Origin of the sequence: Rahnella sp. NRRL B-41462 (genome assembly GCF_003263525.1) — a bacterium.
Lineage (GTDB): Bacteria > Pseudomonadota > Gammaproteobacteria > Enterobacterales > Enterobacteriaceae > Rahnella > Rahnella aceris.
This window is the reverse complement of sequence record NZ_JYDF01000155.1, coordinates 1-18,995: the sequence shown is the minus strand read 5'-3', so window position 1 is coordinate 18,995 and position 18,995 is coordinate 1. Positions and strand designations below refer to the sequence as shown.

General features: G+C 51.6%; 16 protein-coding genes and 1 tRNA gene. 9 read left to right on the top strand and 8 right to left on the bottom strand.

Annotated elements, in window-relative coordinates:
• Positions 1-2,149 (top strand): bifunctional acetaldehyde-CoA/alcohol dehydrogenase (gene adhE, locus UC14_RS25415; RefSeq protein ID WP_112198674.1); only part of this gene is annotated, 2,149 nt, incomplete at its 5' end.
• Between the two features lie 112 nt (positions 2,150-2,261).
• On the opposite strand, the gene UC14_RS25410 is transcribed toward adhE, so the two are convergent.
• Positions 2,262-2,870, bottom strand: coding sequence for a thymidine kinase (locus UC14_RS25410; RefSeq protein ID WP_013575949.1), 609 nt, complete (start codon positions 2,868-2,870; stop codon positions 2,262-2,264).
• Positions 2,871-3,493: 623 nt separating this feature from the next.
• Between UC14_RS25410 and hns the strand changes: the two genes are divergently transcribed.
• Positions 3,494-3,901 carry a histone-like nucleoid-structuring protein H-NS gene (hns, locus tag UC14_RS25405; RefSeq protein ID WP_112152537.1) on the top strand — a complete coding sequence of 136 codons (408 nt, stop codon included), beginning with the start codon at positions 3,494-3,496 and terminating at the stop codon, positions 3,899-3,901.
• A 201-nt stretch (positions 3,902-4,102) separates the two neighbouring features.
• Here hns and UC14_RS25400 read toward each other — a convergent pair whose 3' ends face one another.
• The 4 genes from UC14_RS25400 to rssA form a co-directional block, all read right to left on the bottom strand.
• Complete coding sequence (locus UC14_RS25400; protein WP_013575951.1) at positions 4,103-5,110, bottom strand: NAD-dependent epimerase; 1,008 nt, start codon at positions 5,108-5,110, stop codon at positions 4,103-4,105.
• A 9-nt stretch (positions 5,111-5,119) separates the two neighbouring features.
• On the bottom strand, positions 5,120-6,463 hold the full coding sequence (locus tag UC14_RS25395; RefSeq protein WP_013575952.1) for a UDP-glucose/GDP-mannose dehydrogenase family protein: 1,344 nt from the start codon (positions 6,461-6,463) through the stop codon (positions 5,120-5,122).
• Between the two features lie 215 nt (positions 6,464-6,678).
• Positions 6,679-7,692 carry a two-component system response regulator RssB gene (rssB, locus tag UC14_RS25390; protein WP_013575953.1) on the bottom strand — a complete coding sequence of 338 codons (1,014 nt, stop codon included), beginning with the start codon at positions 7,690-7,692 and terminating at the stop codon, positions 6,679-6,681.
• 96 nt (positions 7,693-7,788) lie between these two features.
• Positions 7,789-8,700: a patatin-like phospholipase RssA gene (gene rssA / locus UC14_RS25385; protein ID WP_013575954.1), complete on the bottom strand. Its 912-nt coding sequence runs from the start codon at positions 8,698-8,700 to the stop codon at positions 7,789-7,791.
• Positions 8,701-8,848: 148 nt separating this feature from the next.
• On the opposite strand from rssA, the gene UC14_RS25380 reads away from it, so the two are divergent.
• The 3 genes from UC14_RS25380 to UC14_RS25370 all read left to right on the top strand — a co-directional run bounded on the left by UC14_RS25380 (position 8,849) and on the right by UC14_RS25370 (position 10,503).
• Entirely contained in the window at positions 8,849-9,313 is a 465-nt protein-coding gene (locus UC14_RS25380) for a YchJ family protein (protein WP_013575955.1), read from the top strand.
• A 43-nt stretch (positions 9,314-9,356) separates the two neighbouring features.
• Positions 9,357-10,205 carry a formyltetrahydrofolate deformylase gene (gene purU, locus UC14_RS25375; RefSeq protein WP_013575956.1) on the top strand — a complete coding sequence of 283 codons (849 nt, stop codon included), beginning with the start codon at positions 9,357-9,359 and terminating at the stop codon, positions 10,203-10,205.
• 213 nt (positions 10,206-10,418) lie between these two features.
• A tRNA-Tyr gene (locus tag UC14_RS25370) sits at positions 10,419-10,503 on the top strand.
• Between the two features lie 56 nt (positions 10,504-10,559).
• Here the strand turns inward: UC14_RS25370 and UC14_RS25365 are convergent.
• The 3 genes from UC14_RS25365 to UC14_RS25355 are packed head-to-tail and all read right to left on the bottom strand — an operon-like array spanning position 10,560 to position 14,979.
• A complete protein-coding gene (locus UC14_RS25365) occupies positions 10,560-12,392 on the bottom strand; it encodes an ABC transporter ATP-binding protein (RefSeq protein WP_112198673.1) in 1,833 nt (610 codons plus the stop codon).
• A gap of 1 nt (position 12,393) precedes the next feature.
• On the bottom strand, positions 12,394-13,827 hold the full coding sequence (locus tag UC14_RS25360) for a M81 family metallopeptidase (protein ID WP_112198672.1): 1,434 nt from the start codon (positions 13,825-13,827) through the stop codon (positions 12,394-12,396).
• 12 nt (positions 13,828-13,839) lie between these two features.
• The gene (locus tag UC14_RS25355) at positions 13,840-14,979 is read right to left on the bottom strand and encodes an ROK family transcriptional regulator (protein ID WP_013575959.1); all 1,140 of its coding nucleotides are present in this window, start codon (positions 14,977-14,979) and stop codon (positions 13,840-13,842) included.
• 235 nt (positions 14,980-15,214) lie between these two features.
• Between UC14_RS25355 and UC14_RS25350 the strand changes: the two genes are divergently transcribed.
• The 4 genes from UC14_RS25350 to UC14_RS25335 form a co-directional block, all read left to right on the top strand.
• Positions 15,215-16,759: an ABC transporter substrate-binding protein gene (locus tag UC14_RS25350; RefSeq protein WP_013575960.1), complete on the top strand. Its 1,545-nt coding sequence runs from the start codon at positions 15,215-15,217 to the stop codon at positions 16,757-16,759.
• 88 nt (positions 16,760-16,847) lie between these two features.
• Complete coding sequence (locus UC14_RS25345; protein ID WP_370447506.1) at positions 16,848-17,708, top strand: ABC transporter permease; 861 nt, start codon at positions 16,848-16,850, stop codon at positions 17,706-17,708.
• A complete protein-coding gene (locus UC14_RS25340; RefSeq protein ID WP_013575962.1) occupies positions 17,708-18,574 on the top strand; it encodes an ABC transporter permease in 867 nt (288 codons plus the stop codon). The genes UC14_RS25345 and UC14_RS25340 overlap by 1 nt, the downstream gene beginning before the upstream one ends.
• The coding region (locus UC14_RS25335; protein WP_157962160.1) for an ROK family protein at positions 18,571-18,995 on the top strand (425 nt) is incomplete at its 3' end. The genes UC14_RS25340 and UC14_RS25335, both read left to right, overlap by 4 nt.

The following is an 18,995-nucleotide window of genomic DNA, read 5'->3' as shown; positions in this document are numbered from 1 at the left end:
CGTAGAGCTTTCCAACCAACTGATGCACCACCCGGATCTGAACCTGATTCTGGCAACAGGTGGTCCGGGCATGGTTAAAGCAGCTTATAGCTCCGGTAAACCAGCAATCGGCGTGGGTGCAGGTAATACACCAGTCGTTGTTGATGAAACCGCAGATATCAAACGTGTTGTTGCTTCCGTCCTGATGTCTAAAACCTTCGATAACGGTGTCATCTGTGCCTCTGAGCAGTCCATCATCGTGGTTGATTCAGCTTATAATGCAGTCCGTGAACGTTTCGCTTCTCACGGCGGCTACATGCTGCAGGGTAAAGAACTCAAAGCCGTTTCAGATATCATTCTGAAAAATGGCGGCCTCAACGCCGCTATCGTAGGTCAGCCAGCAGTGAAAATTGCTGAAATGGCTGGCATTAAAGTGCCTGCGAATACTAAAGTGCTCATCGGTGAAGTCACCATTGTTGACGAATCTGAACCGTTTGCGCATGAAAAACTGTCCCCTACCCTCGCTATGTACCGCGCTAAGAATTTCGAAGACGCCGTCGCTAAAGCAGAGAAACTGGTAGAAATGGGCGGTATCGGCCATACCTCTTGCCTGTATACAGACCAGGACAACCAACCAGAACGTGTGAATTATTTTGGCAACAAAATGAAAACCGCACGTATTCTGATCAACACCCCGGCTTCACAGGGTGGTATCGGTGACCTGTACAACTTCAAACTTGCTCCGTCTCTGACGCTGGGTTGCGGTTCCTGGGGTGGTAACTCCATCTCTGAAAACGTCGGTCCTAAACACTTGATCAACAAGAAAACTGTAGCGAAGCGAGCAGAAAACATGTTGTGGCATAAACTTCCTAAATCTATCTACTTCCGTCGTGGCTCACTGCCAATCGCACTGGAAGAAGTGGCGACTGATGGAGCAAAACGCGCCTTCATCGTAACTGACCGCTTCCTGTTCAATAACGGCTATGCCGATCAGATCACCAGCGTTCTGAAAGGTCATGGTATTGAAACTGAAGTATTCTTCGAAGTTGAAGCTGACCCGACGCTGAGCATTGTTCGTAAAGGTGCTGAGCAGATGAACTCCTTCAAACCAGACGTTATCATCGCGCTGGGTGGTGGTTCACCAATGGATGCTGCGAAGATTATGTGGGTTCTGTATGAACACCCGAATACTCAGTTCGAAGATTTGGCGCTGCGTTTTATGGATATCCGTAAACGTATCTACAAATTCCCGAAAATGGGCGTAAAAGCGAAAATGATCGCCGTCACGACCACTTCCGGTACTGGTTCAGAAGTTACACCATTTGCCGTTGTTACTGACGATGCGACTGGCCAGAAATACCCACTGGCTGACTATGCTCTGACACCTGACATGGCTATCGTTGACGCCAATCTTGTCATGAACATGCCGAAATCACTGTGTGCCTTCGGTGGTCTGGATGCCGTCACTCACGCACTGGAAGCTTATGTTTCTGTACTGGCGAACGAATACTCCGACGGTCAGGCTCTGCAGGCACTGAAACTGCTGAAAGAAAACCTGCCAGCCAGCTACAAAGATGGCGCTAAAAACCCGGTTGCCCGTGAACGTGTTCACAATGCGGCGACTATCGCGGGTATCGCGTTTGCTAACGCCTTCCTTGGGGTTTGTCACTCAATGGCCCACAAACTGGGTTCAGAGTTCCACATTCCGCACGGTCTGGCTAACGCCATGCTGATTTCAAACGTTATCCGTTATAACGCCAACGATAACCCAACGAAACAGACGGCTTTCAGTCAGTATGACCGTCCGCAAGCGCGTCGTCGTTACGCAGAAATTGCAGACCATTTAGGTCTGGGCGCTCCTGGTGACCGTACTGCACAGAAAATCCAGAAACTGCTGACCTGGTTGGATGAAATCAAAGCGGAACTGGGTATCCCAACCTCTATTCGTGAAGCTGGCGTTCAGGAAGCGGACTTCCTGGCTAAAGTAGACAAACTATCTGAAGATGCGTTTGATGACCAGTGTACCGGTGCTAACCCACGTTACCCGCTGATCGCCGAATTGAAACAGATTCTGATGGATACTTACTACGGCCGTGAATACAGTGAAGACGTAGCAGAAGAAGTTGCTGCTCCTGCGCCAAAAGCTGAAAAGAAAACCAGCAAAAAATAATCTGCTGAGATACTGATAGTAAAAAACCCGCTGAAAAGCGGGTTTTTTTATGGTCCGAATTCGCGATTTATCATTCAACTCTGGCTCGTCGAACTTAGTCAGCGCTCATGACTTAGAGAGTCTTACTTTCATCCCTGCCATCAAACGCAGCCATCGCTTCTTTGTAATGCTTACGGCAGACCGAAACATAACTTTCATCACCGCCAATAACGACCTGTGCGCCATCATGTAAGGCGTTACCGTTCTCATCCAGTCTCAGGTTGCGGTTAGCTTTGCGACCACAATGGCAGATGGTTTTAAGCTCAACCAGTTTATCCGCCCAGGCCAGCAGATATTCACTGCCCTCAAAAAGTTCTCCACGAAAATCCGTTCTCAGACCATAGCAAAGTACAGGCACATCCAGATCGTCCACAACGTCCGTCAGCTGCGATACCTGAGCTTTGGTGAGAAACTGGCACTCATCAATCAGAACGCAACTCAAACGCTGTGTGCGGTTCTCCTGAGCCACCAGATTGAAGAGTTCTGTCTCTGTGTTGTAAAGCTCTGCAGGAGACGACAAGCCGATTCGCGAACTGACTTTACCCTGACCATACCGGTTATCGAGTTCTGCTGTTAACACCAGCGTGCGCATACCACGTTCTTGATAATTATATGAAGATTGCAGCAACGAGGTGGACTTACCGGCATTCATCGCCGAGTAATAGAAATAAAGCTGAGCCATAAAGAAGTGATCCCATAAAGTAATGGATGGCATAAATTTTCGGCATGTATTGTATCACATGCCTGGCAGACTATAACAACCGGAGAGTGGCACTGATATCTGGCACGGGCGGGCATTCATTCCCGGTAAAGAAATCACAGAGGCTTACAATAAAAATTATACGACATGAGATAATTATGGCCTGCTGACACGGCAGAATACCCGCAATGAAAGCGCAGTTTATATGTCTGCATTGCAGAGTAAGAGTTTGTCTATACATTAAAAAAGACAATTGAAATGCTACCGGCAAAGAATCATTTTTCTGATCTTGTGCTTCATCTCTCAAGCCTTTCCATATCCTTACATTACATGACTTCACGGATCCTTTAATTTTGTGAACTCTCGCTGACTTAAAAAAACACTTACACAAAGCATCAACAATCCTCAACAGAGGATTGAAATTAGGGTTATCATCCCCAGATTAATAGCGCTAAGCGACCTGGCTATATTTCTCTGCGGATAAACATTATTTGCTTTAAATGCGTAAATTAAGGTCAAGCAAACAAATTCGCTATTGCAGAATACAGAAGAGCATTCTATTATTAGCCAAACGCCCCCCACCAATATAATTTGAGACTAGTATAATGAGCGAAGCATTAAAGATTCTGAACAACATCCGTACTCTGCGTGCGCAAGCAAGAGAATGCACTCTGGAAACTCTGGAAGAGATGCTGGAAAAATTAGAAGTTGTTGTGAACGAGCGTCGCGAAGAAGATTCTCAGGCAGCTGCTGAGATTGAAGAGCGCACCCGTAAACTGCAACAATACCGCGAAATGCTGATTGCGGACGGTATTGATCCTAATGAATTGCTGCAGACAATGGCTGCGACTAAAGCGACCGGTAAAGCAAAACGTGCAGCACGCCCGGCTAAATACAAATACGTTGATGAAAACGGCGAAAACAAAACCTGGACTGGCCAGGGTCGTACTCCAGCTATAATCAAGAAAGCAATCGAAGAGCAAGGTAAATCACTGGACGATTTCCTGCTGTAATTGCCCTCATTAACGTTACTGTTAATGCTAAAAAGCCCATCACTCTGATGGGCTTTTTGTTTTTATTACGCTGTAACAGGCGTACCGAAAATACAAAACTGATAAAACAGATTGATACAACCTGTTCAATAAACATCTATAAGATTTAACTGATTCCATAAAAAAAGGCTGCGTCAGCAGCCTTTAGCAAGAAATACAAAATCAAACCTGATAAAAGTCGCGATACCAGTCCACAAAGCGCTGTACGCCTTGCTCTACAGGTGTCTCAGGCTTGAAGTCAATCGCCTTAGCCAGCGGTGATGTGTCTGCGCTGGTCTCGTGTACATCGCCTGGCTGCATTGGCAGCATATTCTTACCCGCAACCATTCCCAACGCCTTCTCCAGCGCACTGATATACGTCATCAGTTTCACGGGGTTGCTGTTGCCAATATTATAAACACTATAAGGTGCAGAACTGCTGGCAGGAGAGCCACCTTCTACAGTCCAGTCCGGATCAGATTGTGGAATAACATCCTGTAAACGAACAATGGCTTCGGCGATATCATCGATATAAGTAAAATCACGACGCATTTCGCCATGGTTATAAACATCGATATTCTGCCCGGCAAGTATTGCTTTGGTGAACTTAAACAATGCCATGTCCGGGCGTCCCCACGGGCCATATACGGTGAAGAAACGTAATCCGGTCGTAGGGATCTTATAAAGATGTGAATAAGTGTGAGCCATTAATTCATTAGCCTTTTTCGTTGCGGCATACAGCGAAACAGGATGATCCACAGAATCATCCGTTGAAAAAGGCTGTTTTTTGTTCAGTCCATAAACTGAACTGGAAGAGGCATAAAGCAAATGTCCGACTTTATTATGACGACAACCTTCCAGAACATTAACAAATCCTATGAGGTTGGCATCCGCATAAGCCAGAGGATTTTCGATTGAATATCGGACACCCGCCTGCGCGGCTAAATGGATAACCCGTTCAAAACGCTGTTCCGCAAACAATGCGGCCATACCCTCACGATCAGCTAAATCCAGCTTAATAAATTCAAAGCCGACTTTATTTTCCAGCTGAGCAAGGCGGGCAAGTTTCAGATTGACGTCATAGTAGTCATTCAGATTATCAATGCCGATAACGGAATGACCCGCAGCCAACAAACGTTGTGACACATAGAACCCAATAAAGCCCGCTGCGCCAGTGACCAGATATTTCATGAAAACTCCTTACAGAACCGGATTGATTGATGCGCCACGACCTATGCCGTAGTAAGTAAATCCGCGTTTCTCCAAACGTTCAGGATCGAATAAATTACGACCATCAAAGATAACCGGCTCTTTTAATGCTTTTTTGATCACATCAAAATCAGGGGCACGGAAATTCTGCCACTCCGTACAAATAATCAACGCATCAGCATTGTGCAATGCCGCTTCTTTGGTGCCCATCAATTCCAGATCATCACGGTGACCATAGATCCGCTGCGTTTCATTCATCGCTTCAGGATCATAGGCTTTGATTTTCGCGCCTGCAGCCCAGAGTTGTTCCATTAATACGCGACTCGATGCTTCACGCATATCATCGGTATTAGGCTTAAATGACAGCCCCCACAGTGCAAAGGTTTTCCCTTTCAGGTCATCGCCAAAATGGCGCTGAATGAAAGCAGGCAATTTATATTTTTGCTGGTAATTGACCTGTTCTACCGCCTGCAACAATTTAGGCTGATAGCCAATATGCTCAGCAGTACGGATCAACGCCTGGACGTCTTTAGGGAAACACGAACCGCCGTAGCCGCAGCCAGGGTAGATAAAGTGGTAGCCAATGCGTGAATCAGAACCGATACCCTGGCGGACTTTCTCGATATCCGCACCGAGCATTTCTGCCAGATTAGACATTTCATTCATGAAACTGATTTTGGTCGCCAGCATACAGTTAGCGGCATATTTGGTCAGCTCTGCACTGCGGATATCCATCAGGATCATACGATCGTGATTACGATTGAAAGGTTCGTAAAGTTCACGGATCGGATCAATAGCATCCGGGTTATCAGTACCGATGACAATACGTTCAGGTCGCATACAGTCTGCGACTGCTGCACCTTCTTTGAGGAATTCAGGGTTTGATACCACATCAAAGTTGATATCTGCACCACGTTCTTTGAGTTTCTCGGTCATTACTGCACGGACCTTGTCCGCAGTACCGACCGGAACGGTGGATTTATCAATGACCACTTTGGGTTCGGTCATGTACTCAGCAATCGTACGCGCCACGGCAGTCACATATTTCAGATCAGCGGAACCGTCTTCATCCGGTGGAGTACCCACCGCGATAAATTGTACCGTTGCATGCGCTACACCGTCAGCCGCATTGGTACTGAAAAGCAAGCGCCCTGCTTCATAGTTGCTCTGAACCAGCGGCGTCAGGCCCGGTTCAAAAATTGGGATCTGCCCGTTTTTCAGGTTTTCTACTTTCTTTGCATCTACATCGATACACAAAACTTCATGCCCAACTTCAGCAAGAACCGCCGCCTGAACAAGTCCGACGTAACCGATACCAAAAACTGTTACTTTCATCAGCGAATTCCTATTTGTTATTTTAAACAATGTAAAATAGACAGCCAAATTTACCGGAACGGATTATACCAGTTTCAGCCGCAAGTGCGCCTGCAAAGGCATATTTTGCATTGAGATACATCTTAGAAGATTGAAATAAAGTGGGAAGACAAAAAAACGTGTGGGAAAAATGCTCAGGATTATTAATAAATTATTATCAATAGTAATAAATTTGCTCAATCAACAGACAGCATTAATCTCAGACGACCACCCGAACCCCAGACCTGACATTGCCAGGCATCACATTTCTGACTGATTTGATTGGAGTATGTTGCGCCAGTGGTGCCGAGCGGCACACCATTGCTGAGCTGAATCATATTGGTGCCGGTATTCACGTTGGCATGTAATCCCGCAGAAACCAGAATGAGATTCTTATACCCGGCATGATAATAACCAAGCAGCAACGGGAATTGTCCTTCGAGATTTGCCTGCTTGAATAAATGGTTGACCTGTTTAAGCAGCGTCGACATTTGTGGCAACCGCTGATGCTGATTACTTAAGTGCTCACGTAATAAGCTGTTAAAAATAGCACGCAACAATAACGCCGCCAGTACGCCATTTTCGTTGGCACGGGTCACGTCCAGACAATAGAAACCGAGATCTTTGGAGGAAAGCGCGGCGATATCCAGCACCAGTCCCGGACTTTCCGCTGATGTCAGTTGCCGGTAGTTGATGCGGCAATGCGCCAGCCTCTGCTGAACCGGTGGCTGTAATTCCTGCAACAAACGCTGCGCTTCATTAGGGTTGCGGCACAGCGCCTCCCAGTCCTGAACCAGCGAACTTTCCTCCATCGCCTGTGATGAAAAAAGCTTCGGGTATAAAGACGAAAGCAGCGCTTCGCGTAACCGGTTGAGATCGCTGATCGGTTTGAGAAGAACGTCTTCCACGCCGAGTCGCAGCATTGATGCAACGTCGGTCATTTTATCCGTGGCGGAAATCACCAGAACAGGGATTTTATTTCCCTGTAATCGCAGGTTTTCGACGAACTCCATCCCGCCCATCTCAGGCATCGCCAAATCGCAGAGAATCAGGTCAGGCGGGTAATCTTCGACCAGAGACAAAGCCTCAAGGCCATTTTCGGCTTCCGTAAATGTCGCACCGAGGGAACTTACATAGCCAGCAAGTATGGATCGGAAGACGGCTTCGTCTTCAACGATGAGAATATGCTTGCTTGTAAGTGGCTTGTCCATCAGGGTCCCCCAGAATTTCTTATTCTAATAGTGGCTCATAAAGCCTGTTTTTGCTTGGCAGAATTGTCAGATTAGGCCAAACACATTTTAAGCCATTCAGAACTGTCTATTTTTAATCAGGGGTAGCAATTGCTCTCTCTGTTTTTCAACGGCAAGACGGCCTGCCTCGATCGCTTCTTCTGCCCGATGGAAGTCCAGCGTCGAAATTTGCGGGCAATAAGGCTGGATCAACACATCCGGCGGGTCGCCTGCCATGCGATTACGTTTGAGGCGGTTTTCCAGCACCTGAATGGACGTTGACATAATTTCCATCGCCGAGGGGCTGACGTTGGGTTTTCTGGCATTTGGACGGGTTAAACGCTGACGTATTCTGTCACGCCAGCTCACTTCTTTCTCAGTATCCAGTGCTTCGCCGGTCGGTTGTACCGTCAGCAAATCCTGCTGCATCAGATGCGCGTCGTGCTGGAGATCAACGGCGATAACGATATCAGCGCCAAGTGCACGAGTCAGCGAAATGGGCACCGGATTCACCACCGCCCCATCAACCAGCCAGTAACCGTTGTGCCAGACCGGTGCCAGCAGGCCGGGCATACTGCACGAGGCGCGGATAGCCTCATGCAAGTCCCCTTTTGTCAGCCACAATTCGCGACCGGTACTCAGATTGGTGGCGACTGCGCCAAACTTCTTCGAGCACTTTTCAAACTCATCAATGCGGATCAACTGCCCCACGGCATTGAACACACGCTCTCCACGCAGCAATCCTCCGCGCTTCCACGAAAAGTCCATCAGTCGCAGCACATCCCAGTAACTGAACGAGCGAACCCAGCTTTCTATTGCAGGCAATCTGTTACTGGCGTAGGCCGCGCCGACCAGTGCGCCAACCGAACAACCGGCGACGACATCAACGTCGATATCCATTTCCTTCAGGGCATTAATCACGCCAATGTGTGCCCACCCTTTCGCGGCTCCCGAGCCAAGGGCAAGACCAATGGTGACTTTTCTGCTCATCTGATGACCTTATATTGCGCATAGCATTAGAATCAACGGGCAAGCGCGTTGTCACCCGGCGAGTTTGTTAGGTAACATATCGGTTTGGTGCATTCAATAGCGCAACCTGCGTTGTTAAATTTATAAGCCCTGCAATTCAGGAGTTTCCGTGTCAGAACTTTGCCCATGCTGCAGCAACCTTTCTTTCGAAGAGTGCTGCCAGCCATACATCGCTGAGTGTAAGGTGGCGCCGACACCGTCTGCGCTGATGCGCTCGCGCTACACCGCCTACGTCCTGAAAAATGCGAGTTATCTGATCGCCACCTGGCATCCGGATTGTCAACCCGGGCGCTGGCGTGAAAGTTTACAGGAAGGCTTTACCAGTACGCACTGGCAAGGTTTACAGGTGATCGCTCAGTCAGAGGGACGCAATGCTGATGAAGGTTTCGTTGAGTTTGCTGCACGATTTACCGAAACCGGCGACGAACATATTCATCTGATCCATGAGCGTTCACGATTTCTTCGTTTGAACGAACGCTGGTACTATATCGACGGAATTAAACCGCAGACAGGACGCAATGACGCCTGCCCGTGCGGATCGGGTAAAAAATATAAGAAGTGCTGCGGTAAATAATTCAACCGTACTATTTTAAGTCTTGGACAGGATCCACAACCTCATGCCGCAACAGAACGTACAAACCAAGGTACTACGCACCATTTGCCCTGACGCAAAAGGTCTGATCGCCAAAATTACCAATATTTGCTACAAGCACGAACTTAATATCGTGCAAAACAACGAATTCGTCGATCACCGCACCGGACGCTTCTTTATGCGTACCGAGCTGGAAGGGATTTTCAACGACACCACGCTGCTGGCCGATCTTGACAGCGCGCTGCCTGCGGGTTCCGTGCGCGAACTCAACAGCACCGGACGCCGCCGCATTGTTATTTTGGTCACCAAAGAAGCCCATTGTCTGGGCGATCTGCTGATGAAAGCGGCTTACGGCGGTTTAGATGTCGAAATCGCTGCGGTGATCGGTAATCACGACACGCTGCAAACGCTGGTCGAGCGTTTTGATATTCCGTTCCATCTGGTCAGTCATGACGGCCTGACCCGCGAACAGCACGACAGCGCAATGATTGCGCAAATCGACCAGTATCAGCCTGATTATGTGGTGCTGGCTAAATACATGCGCGTGCTGACGCCGGGTTTTGTGCAGCATTATCCGCATCAGGTGATCAACATTCACCACTCATTCCTGCCGGCATTTATTGGCGCCCGCCCGTATCATCAGGCGTATGAGCGCGGCGTGAAACTGATTGGTGCCACCGCGCACTACGTGAATGACAACCTGGATGAAGGTCCGATCATCATGCAGGACGTGATTAACGTCGATCATACTTATACGGCGGAAGATATGATGCGCGCCGGTCGCGACGTTGAGAAAAACGTGCTCAGCCGTGCCTTATATCGCGTGCTGGCGCAGCGTGTCTTTGTTTACGGCAACCGCACTGTCATTCTGTAATCCGCCTTCTGACGGTGCTTTTCGCTCAGAGAAGCACCGTTAAGCGCAAAAAATCCGCAAACGAACTTTATTATCGCTTTCAGCGCTTTACACCTTCGAATCATTTGGTATTATGCGCCCCGTTCGCAGCTAACCGCTGCAGCGACAAAAATCATCCATGTAGCACATGATGGTTTTGGCCAAGAAGTATGTAGTAAATGCCACAAAAGTTGTGGTGGGGTTCCCGAGCGGCCAAAGGGAGCAGACTGTAAATCTGCCGTCATCGACTTCGAAGGTTCGAATCCTTCCCCCACCACCATCTTCCCGAGTTGTCCACTCAGTCTCTTCTGTACAAAGTCCCTTTACAGTTAACTATCAAACCTGAACAAAATGCCCTGCTGAGACTTCCTGATATTGCCTTTGCGGCGGAATATAGCCGTTATCGCGCACCGGGCTTTTCAGCTCATCGACCTGCATTTGCCGCTTAAGCATTCTGCGCGACGGATCCGGCACCGGCACTGACGCCATCAGTTTTCGCGTATAGGCATGCTGGGGATTATCGAATATCGCCGCACGCGGGCCAATCTCCACAATCTCACCGAGATACATCACCGCCACGCGATGACTCACCCGCTCGACCACCGCCATATCATGCGAAATAAACAGGTATGACAGATTCATGCTCTCCTGCAAATCGAGCAGCAAATTCACCACCTGCGCTTTCACCGACACATCCAGCGCGGAGACTGATTCATCCGCGACAATCACTTTCGGATCGAGCGTCAGCGCGCGTGCAATACAAATCCGCTGGCGCTGACCACCGGAAAACTCGTGCGGAAAGCGGCGCAGCATGTCCGGCGACAATCCGACCTTTTGCAGTAACGACGCGGCTTTCTCTTTTGCATCGCTGCGGTTATGCAGTTTATGTTGCAGCATCGGTTCAATCAGCGCGTCACCAATACGCATACGCGGATTCAGGCTGGCAAACGGATCCTGGAATATCATCTGAATACGCTGCCGCATCTGTAAAATATCGCGCTTGCCCAGATTCATCACATCAAAACCGTCGAAATCAATCGCGCCGCTGTGTGGTTTCAGCAGCCGCGTTACCGCGCGGCCGGTAGTGGATTTTCCGCAACCGGATTCCCCCACCAGCGACAGCGTTTCACCCTGGAATAAATCAAAGCTGATGTTTTCTACCGCATGTACCGCACCAACCTGACGGCTGAATATGCCGCCATACACCGGGAAACGTGCGCTGAGATTTTTCACCGAGAGCAATGGCGTCAGCCCCGAAGCGACCGTTCCTGCCACTTCCCCCGGCACGCTTGCCTCACCGGTTTGCAGATTGATTTGCGGAAAACGCAACGGCCAGTCACGCCCCTGCATCGACCCGAGTTTCGGCACGGCGGCCAGCAAAGCACGGGTATAAGGATGTTGCGGGCGATGGAAAATATCCTCCGTCACCCCGCTTTCCACCGCTTCACCACGATACATCACCAGCGTGCGGTCAGCGATTTCCGCCACCACGCCCATATCGTGCGTGATAAACAACACCGCCATCCCTTCTTCTTCCTGCAACGTCTTGATCAAATCCAGAATCTGTCCCTGAATGGTCACATCCAGCGCGGTCGTGGGTTCGTCGGCAATCAATAATTTCGGTTTCAGCGCTAGCGCCATGGCGATCATCACGCGCTGGCGCATGCCGCCGGAAAACTGATGGGGATATTCATCAAACCTTTTGGTTGCATTGGGAATACGGACTTTTTCCAGCAACCGCAGAGTTTCTGCCCGCGCTTCGGAAGATGACATGCCCCGGTGCCGTTTGAGACTTTCGGCGATTTGCCTGCCGATACTGAATGTAGGATTGAGCGACGTCATTGGCTCCTGGAAAATCATCGCCATGTCATTGCCGCGAATATCACGCATCTGCTTATCCGAAAGCGCCAGCAAACTGCGCTGATTCAGCCAGACTTCACCCTCAATCCGGCTGCTTTGTGCTTTCAGCAAGCGCATCACCGACAACGACGTCACGCTTTTTCCCGAACCGGATTCGCCGACGATCGCCAGCGTTTCGCCGGGATAGACATCAAACGACAAATCGCGTACCACCGGCAGCCAGTCGTCTTCGCCGCGAAACGAGGTAGTGAGATGTTTCACGCTCAGCACGGGCTGACGGTTTTCCGGTTGTCCGGTGGTCGGGGTCATTTCATTTGCTCCTGGAGGAAAGCTGCACCTGCGGCACGTAGCTGAAGTCACGGTCAAACGGGAACGTTTTACGCGGTTTGCGATGGCGTGGCAGGCGTTCGACAAACTGATCGACCACGCCATTCGACAGCGCCATCAGGTTCGGGCTGGCAATCGGTGCCAGTTCCGGTGACAGATAGCCGGATTTCACGACAACAATGTCCGCGGTATGCGGATCCAGTTCCAGCACGGTAAAGTCGCTGATGTTGTGATACGGGCGGCGGCGCGCCGACACCACCACATCAATTCCGCCAATGCGCAGCACGGCCTGACGGTCAGCCGGTGCCAGTGCGTCAAGCAGGAAGACGACTTCAAATTCACCTTTCACCTGCGGGCTGGAATGATCGAGCGACGCGCCAAGTGTCAGCGTCAGTATTGACCCGACACCGGCATTGAATGCCGCATCGGTTGCCGGTGCATCAGCAATCCCGGCCACAATGGTATTCTGCGCATACTGTTTGATCAGTTCCTGCAACACATCCGCGCGGTCACCGACACCGCCACCTGTCGGATTATCGCCGGAATCCGCCAGTACCACCGGCCGCGTTTCACTGGCAATCGCTTTTTTCACACAGGCCTCAACGGTGTCGGTTTCGCAGCCAAACACAAAATCTTCCCGTGCGTCCCAGTAAGCCTGTGCCAGTTGAGTGGCCTGCTGCTCCAGCACAGTACGGTCGGTGCCGGTCATGATCACCGCCGCCGTCGCACGCGGCTCATCCGCCCACACATAACCCACCATCAGTGAGCTGTCCCACACGCCGTCAACTTCATCCATTTCCGGCAAACGGGCGTACAAACTTTTTGCCGGTTCATCTTCCGTGCTGGTGCGCTCACCGGGTAACACCACCGGTACCGGCACCCACAGCAGCGTCGGTTTTACGCCGGTTTGCAGATGCTTTATCAGCATGGCGACAGAACGGCGCATGGTTTCCTCCACATCAATATGCGGCGCAGTGCGGTAGGTCGAAAACATATCAATGGCGTCAATAATGCGTTGTGACACGTTGCCGTGCAGATCATAACTGACGCTGATCGGGCAATCCGGCCCGACGGCTTTACGCGCCGCGGCAATCCAGTCACCTTCGGCATCCTCCAGCCCTTCAACATACATCGCGCCGTGCATCGCCAGATACAAACCGTCGAACGGTTTTCGCGCCTCCAGACCCGCCAGCATTTCCGCTTTGAATTTATCGTACGTCGCACGCGCTACCGGACCACCGGCAATAGCACGGGCGTGAATGGTCGGTAAAAACGTCGCAGGATAGTCCTGCAAAAAACGAAAGCGCGGTGATGCCAGTAACTGCGCATCACGCACGACGGTGAAATCCTTTTCCTCGTTAAGCACCGGATTGTAAGTGCTGCATTCAATATGGATACCGCTGACCGCTATACGCATGTTGCTCATTCCTCAGACAGGCTTCAGACCAACCAGAAAGCGATGTGCGGCTATACTCGCCGCCGCGCGCGCCCAGGTGTCGTCGTTTAGGGTAAAAGTACGAACCGGTGTTTTACCGGCGTTGCCCGGCAACACATTGGCTTCAACAGACTGATGTACAACCGTGCCGAACAGCCCGGAAAAATCGGCATCCTGATGGGCAATCAGGATCAGGTCCGGGTCATTGATTTGAATCAGATGCGATATCGCCAGGCCCAGCGCAGAACCGGCACGGTGCAAAATACGGATTGCCGCCGTCTGGCCCTGCATCGCCAGTTGTTCCAGCCCGCCGATCGTGGAAGCATCCAGCCCTTCAGCTTTGGCCATTTCCGCAATAGCATTGAGGGAGGCCAGCGTGTCGAGACAACCGCGCTTGCCGCAGCGGCATGGTGAACCGTTCAGCTCCAGCGTGCAGTGCGCGATCTCCCCTGCACCGCCGTGTAAACCACGATGCAATTGCCCGGCGATGAAATGCGCGCTGCCAATCCCCGCCCCGTGGCTGACCAGCGTAAAGCTGCTCAGATCACGCGCCTGACCAAAACTTTTCTCGCTTACCGCCAGCGCTTTGGCGTCATTTTCAATAGCCACGTCCATGCCTGTCGCCTGCGAAATCAGCCTGGCCAGCGGCACATCCCGCCAGCCCAGCAACGCCGACTGCACGCAGGTTGACTGATGCTCATCAATAAGACCCGATAGCGTCACGCCCAGCCCGACCAGCTTTTTTGCCGCCTCGGGATGAGGCTCGAGTAACGCCGGTAAGGCGCTGGCGATATTGGCTGCCAGTTGTTGCGGATCCGCATCAGCAGCAAAAGACACCCGCGAAAGTATTTCGCCATGCAGATTGATCAGGGCCATTTGCGCCGGATTTTGCAGCAAAGAAACACCGGCAAACCACGCGCCGTCAGGATGCACGACCAGACGTACCGACGGTCTCCCCTGTCCGCTGCCCGGCACCGTTTCTGCCTCATGCAGAAAACCGGCCTCGATCATCTCGCGTACCACGCCGCCGATAGCCGCTTTACTCATTCCTGAGGACTGCGCCAGTTCGGTACGGCTTAAACCGCCTGCGGCATTCACTGCGCCCAAAATCTGACGTTGCAAAGTTGTTAGCATATTCGTTTTGGCGCTCTCAGTTTTCGCTCATCTGCATTGACATTAAACGGTAGAAATGGATATATCAATGCCAATTAGTTCACAAATTAAACTAAATGTTCCGATATAAGTATTTCATATGAACTATTTGTTAAATCTCTTTGTTAAAACAAACTGTCATTAAAACCGGCGTTTTACTCAACCGGCAGACTGAGCCAGAGCCACTTAATCCGATTTTTCACGCAGAGGGCAGAACATGAAGATTACCCGTTATATCCGGCGTCCCTTACCGTTAACGCTGCTGAGCAGCGCCCTTCTCGCCGCGTTTTCGCTGCCGGTGTTTGCCGCCACGCTGAACGTGATGCAAAACGAAGCGCCGCGCAGTATGGATCCGGGCAACCAGACCGCGACCTTTACCGGCACGGTACTGGATCCAATGTATGAAGGTCTGCTGCGTATGTCGCCGCAACTCAAACCGGAAGCGGCGCTGGCGACCTCGTGGAGCAGCGATGAAAGCGGGCTGGTGTGGACCTTCAAACTGCGCAGTGGCGTCACTTTCCACGACGGTACACCGTTTAACGCTGACGCTGTTGTCGCCAACTTTGCCCGCCATCTCGATACCAAACGCGGGCTGGCCGCCAGCGGACGTCTGCGTACTTTCCTTGACAGCGTCACCAAAACCGACGATTCCACCGTTGTCTTCAAACTGAAAAAACCCTATCCCGCCTTCCTGAATTTACTGACTACCGGCGCCTGTCTGATGGTCAGCCCTGCAGCGGATAAAACCGGTACGCTGGACAGCAAAGCGGTCGGCACCGGCCCATACAAAATGGTGCAGTACAAAACCGGCGAATTCGTGCTGGAAGAAAAATATCCGGGTTACTGGGGTGATAAAGCCGCCGGGCCGGACGACATTAAATGGACCTGGAGCGCTGAGCCTTCGGTCATGAACATGGCGTTGCAGGCGGGTGAAACCGACGTCATCAACCCTGTGCCGCCACAATTTGCCCGCGTACTGAAAAATAATCCTAAATTCAGTTTGCATGAAAGCCCGGGTGCCGCCGTGTTCTGGGTTGCGCTGAATACCGACCTTAAACCACTGAGTGACGTCCGCGTCCGTCAGGCACTGAACTATGCCACCGACCGCGACGGACTGGTGCGCGCCATCATGTCCGGTTTCGCACAACCGGCGAATTCTCCGCTGGCACCGGTGACCGCCGGTTATGACAAAACACTGAACCCGTATCCGCTGGATCTGGCAAAAGCCAAAGCCCTGCTCAAAGAAGCCGGTGTGGCTGACGGTTTCACGATGTCGATTGCCGTACAGGGCCAGGATGCCCGTATCGGTCAGGTGCTGCAAAGCATGTGGGCGAAAATCGGCGTGAAACTTGACGTGCGGATCATGGAAAGCGGCGTGTGGACTAAAGCCGCGTTTGCCGATCAGGCCGGTAAAAAAGCCGATAACACCGGTGCGGTGCTGGCTTCCTGGTCTTCCGGCGCCAACGGCGCAGATCTGCAACTCCGTCCGCTGTATTACAGCAAAAGCTTCGCACCCGGCGGCGCAAATCTGGGCTTCTTCAGTGACCCGAAACTGGACGACATGTTAGACAAAGCCGCCTCAACGCTGGATGAAAACACCCGCAACGCGATTTACGTTGACGCCCAGAAAGAAATTAACCAACAGGCACCGCAGGTGCTGTTGTATTACCAGAATGATTTGTACGCCACCGGCACGAATATTTCAGGTGTCACGATGATCCCGGGTGGACAAATTGTGGTGAAAGATGCACAGAAAAAATAACCGCAGTATCTACAGTGGAAAATAGCCATGAAAGCCTATCTTGCCAAAAAGCTCATCGCCTTCCCGGTCATCCCTGATCGGGGTGTCGATGCTGATTTTTGTGTCCATCCGCGCGCTGCCGGGCGATCCGGCGCGTCTGATGGCCGGGCCTGAAGCGACGCAGGAAGCGGTCGATGCCATGCGCGTTCGTCTCGGGCTGGATCAGCCGCTGGTGACGCAATATCTGCATTTTGCCGGTGATGTGTTGCATGGCAATCTCGGCATCTCGCTACAGTCGCAGCAGCCGGTCACGCAGGAAATCGGGGAACGAATGCCGTATACCCTGATGCTGGCGGTGCTGGCGTACTTTCTGGCTGTAGCGGTTGGCGTTCCGGCGGGCATGATAGGCGCGGTTTACCGCAACCGCTGGCCGGATTTTGGCGTGATGTTACTGGCGATTGCCGGCGCGTCCATCGCCAACTTCTGGCTGGGGCTGATGGCAATGAACACCTTTTCGGTCAATCTCGGCTGGCTGCCGCTGCTCGGCGCGACATCATGGAAAAGCTACATTCTGCCTTCCGTGACGCTGGCGGTTTTACCCATGGCAGTGATGGCGCGCATGACGCGTTCCAGCATGCTGGATGTCTTGTCGGAAGATTATATCCGCACCGCGCGCGCCAAAGGTTTGTCCGCCACTACCGTGTATTGCAGCCATGCGTTTCGCAATGCGCTGATCCCGATTGTCACTATTGTGGCGCTCAATTTCGGCAGCCTGATTGGCGGCGCAGTCGTCACCGAATCCGTGTTTAACTGGCCGGGCATTGGTCGCCTGCTGGTGGATTCCGTGCGTTATCGCGATTATCCGGTCATTCAGGGCGTGGCGCTGGTCGCCGTCTGCGGCGTGGTGGTAATGAACCTGCTCGGTGAATTACTGATTGCTTTCCTGAATCCAAAAATAAGGTTCGATTAATGTCTGCCATTATCACGCAATTACCCCGTCGCAAACCGCGCACGTTGCGGTTGTTCCGCTGGTTATGGCGTCATCCGGCCGTGACCCTCGGGGGATTTATTGTCAGCCTGATCGTGCTGATGGGCTTGTTCGCGCCATTGATCACCCGTCACGATCCTTACGCACAAGACCTGATTGATACCCTGCTTTCTCCGAATGCAAGTCACTGGTTCGGTACGGATGATTATGGCCGCGATATCTTCGCCAGAGTGATTTATGGTGCGCGGATTTCGATTATCGAAGTGGTACTGAGCGTCGGACTGGCGATGATTATCGGCATTCCGCTGGGGATTATCGCCGGCATGGCGGGCCGTTATACCGACATGATCATCATGTGGTTTATGGACATGCTGTTTGCTTTTCCGGGCATCGTGCTGGCCATTCTGGTGGTCAGTATTCTCGGCGGCGGGCTGGTGAACTTGCTGATCGCGATTTCATTGTTTGCCATTCCGGTATATGCACGCCTCAGCCGTAACCTGACGCTCGGTTTAAAGCAGATGGAATACGTGGAAGCCGCGCAGGCGCTGGGTTTATCAAATTACCGTATTATCGTGCATTACATTTTGCGCAATGCCATCGGGCCGATTATCGTGCAATCGACGCTGACTGCCGGCACAGTGATTCTCGCCGCCGCCAGCCTGTCATTTCTGGGGCTTGGCGTGCAGCCGCCGATGCCGGAATGGGGTACCATGATGAGCGATGGCCGGAACTTCCTCGGCATTAATATTTACCTTTCGCTGTTCCCCGGTCTGGCCATTATGCTGACCGTGCTTGGTTTTAACGTACTGGGCGACGGACTGCGAGATTTACTGGACACACGCTCATGAGTTCTGCAGTTTTTTGCGCCGATATCGGCGGTTCATTTATTAAATTTGGTGTTTCACGTTATTCCGGCGAAGTGGAAGAATGCGGCAAAGTGCCGACACCCGTTGCCTCATGGAATGATTTCGTTAACGCCATGCAAAATCTGATCGACACGTATGGTGCTGATTTACCGGCTGGCACACCACTGGCGATTTCCACCGCCGGGCTGGTCTCCCCCCAAACCGGCGAAATGCTGGCCACCAACATTCCCGCGTTCACCGGACATTCTCTGGCGCAAGATCTCAGTGCTGCGCTGGACCGTCCGGTCACCGCCGCCAACGATGCAGATTGTTTTGCCCTCGCTGAAGCCCATGCCGGTAATGCGCAACATCAGTCCGTCGTGGCGGCGATTATTTTAGGTACCGGCGTCGGCGGAGGATCTGG

What these genes read in the sequence shown, in the direction of transcription:
- UC14_RS25350 (WP_013575960.1), top strand. Translation starts at nt 15,215, where the DNA reads ATGAAGATTACCCGTTATATCCGGCGTCCCTTACCGTTAACGCTGCTG.
- UC14_RS25410 (WP_013575949.1), bottom strand. Translation starts at nt 2,870, where the DNA reads ATGGCTCAGCTTTATTTCTATTACTCGGCGATGAATGCCGGTAAGTCC.
- UC14_RS25395 (WP_013575952.1), bottom strand. Translation starts at nt 6,463, where the DNA reads ATGAAAGTAACAGTTTTTGGTATCGGTTACGTCGGACTTGTTCAGGCG.
- rssA (WP_013575954.1), bottom strand. Translation starts at nt 8,700, where the DNA reads ATGAGCAGAAAAGTCACCATTGGTCTTGCCCTTGGCTCGGGAGCCGCG.
- UC14_RS25340 (WP_013575962.1), top strand. Translation starts at nt 17,708, where the DNA reads ATGTCTGCCATTATCACGCAATTACCCCGTCGCAAACCGCGCACGTTG.
- UC14_RS25400 (WP_013575951.1), bottom strand. Translation starts at nt 5,110, where the DNA reads ATGAAATATCTGGTCACTGGCGCAGCGGGCTTTATTGGGTTCTATGTG.
- UC14_RS25355 (WP_013575959.1), bottom strand. Translation starts at nt 14,979, where the DNA reads ATGCTAACAACTTTGCAACGTCAGATTTTGGGCGCAGTGAATGCCGCA.
- purU (WP_013575956.1), top strand. Translation starts at nt 9,357, where the DNA reads ATGCCGCAACAGAACGTACAAACCAAGGTACTACGCACCATTTGCCCT.
- UC14_RS25345 (WP_370447506.1), top strand. Translation starts at nt 16,848, where the DNA reads ATGCTGATTTTTGTGTCCATCCGCGCGCTGCCGGGCGATCCGGCGCGT.
- hns (WP_112152537.1), top strand. Translation starts at nt 3,494, where the DNA reads ATGAGCGAAGCATTAAAGATTCTGAACAACATCCGTACTCTGCGTGCG.
- UC14_RS25360 (WP_112198672.1), bottom strand. Translation starts at nt 13,827, where the DNA reads ATGCGTATAGCGGTCAGCGGTATCCATATTGAATGCAGCACTTACAAT.
- rssB (WP_013575953.1), bottom strand. Translation starts at nt 7,692, where the DNA reads ATGGACAAGCCACTTACAAGCAAGCATATTCTCATCGTTGAAGACGAA.
- UC14_RS25365 (WP_112198673.1), bottom strand. Translation starts at nt 12,392, where the DNA reads ATGACCCCGACCACCGGACAACCGGAAAACCGTCAGCCCGTGCTGAGC.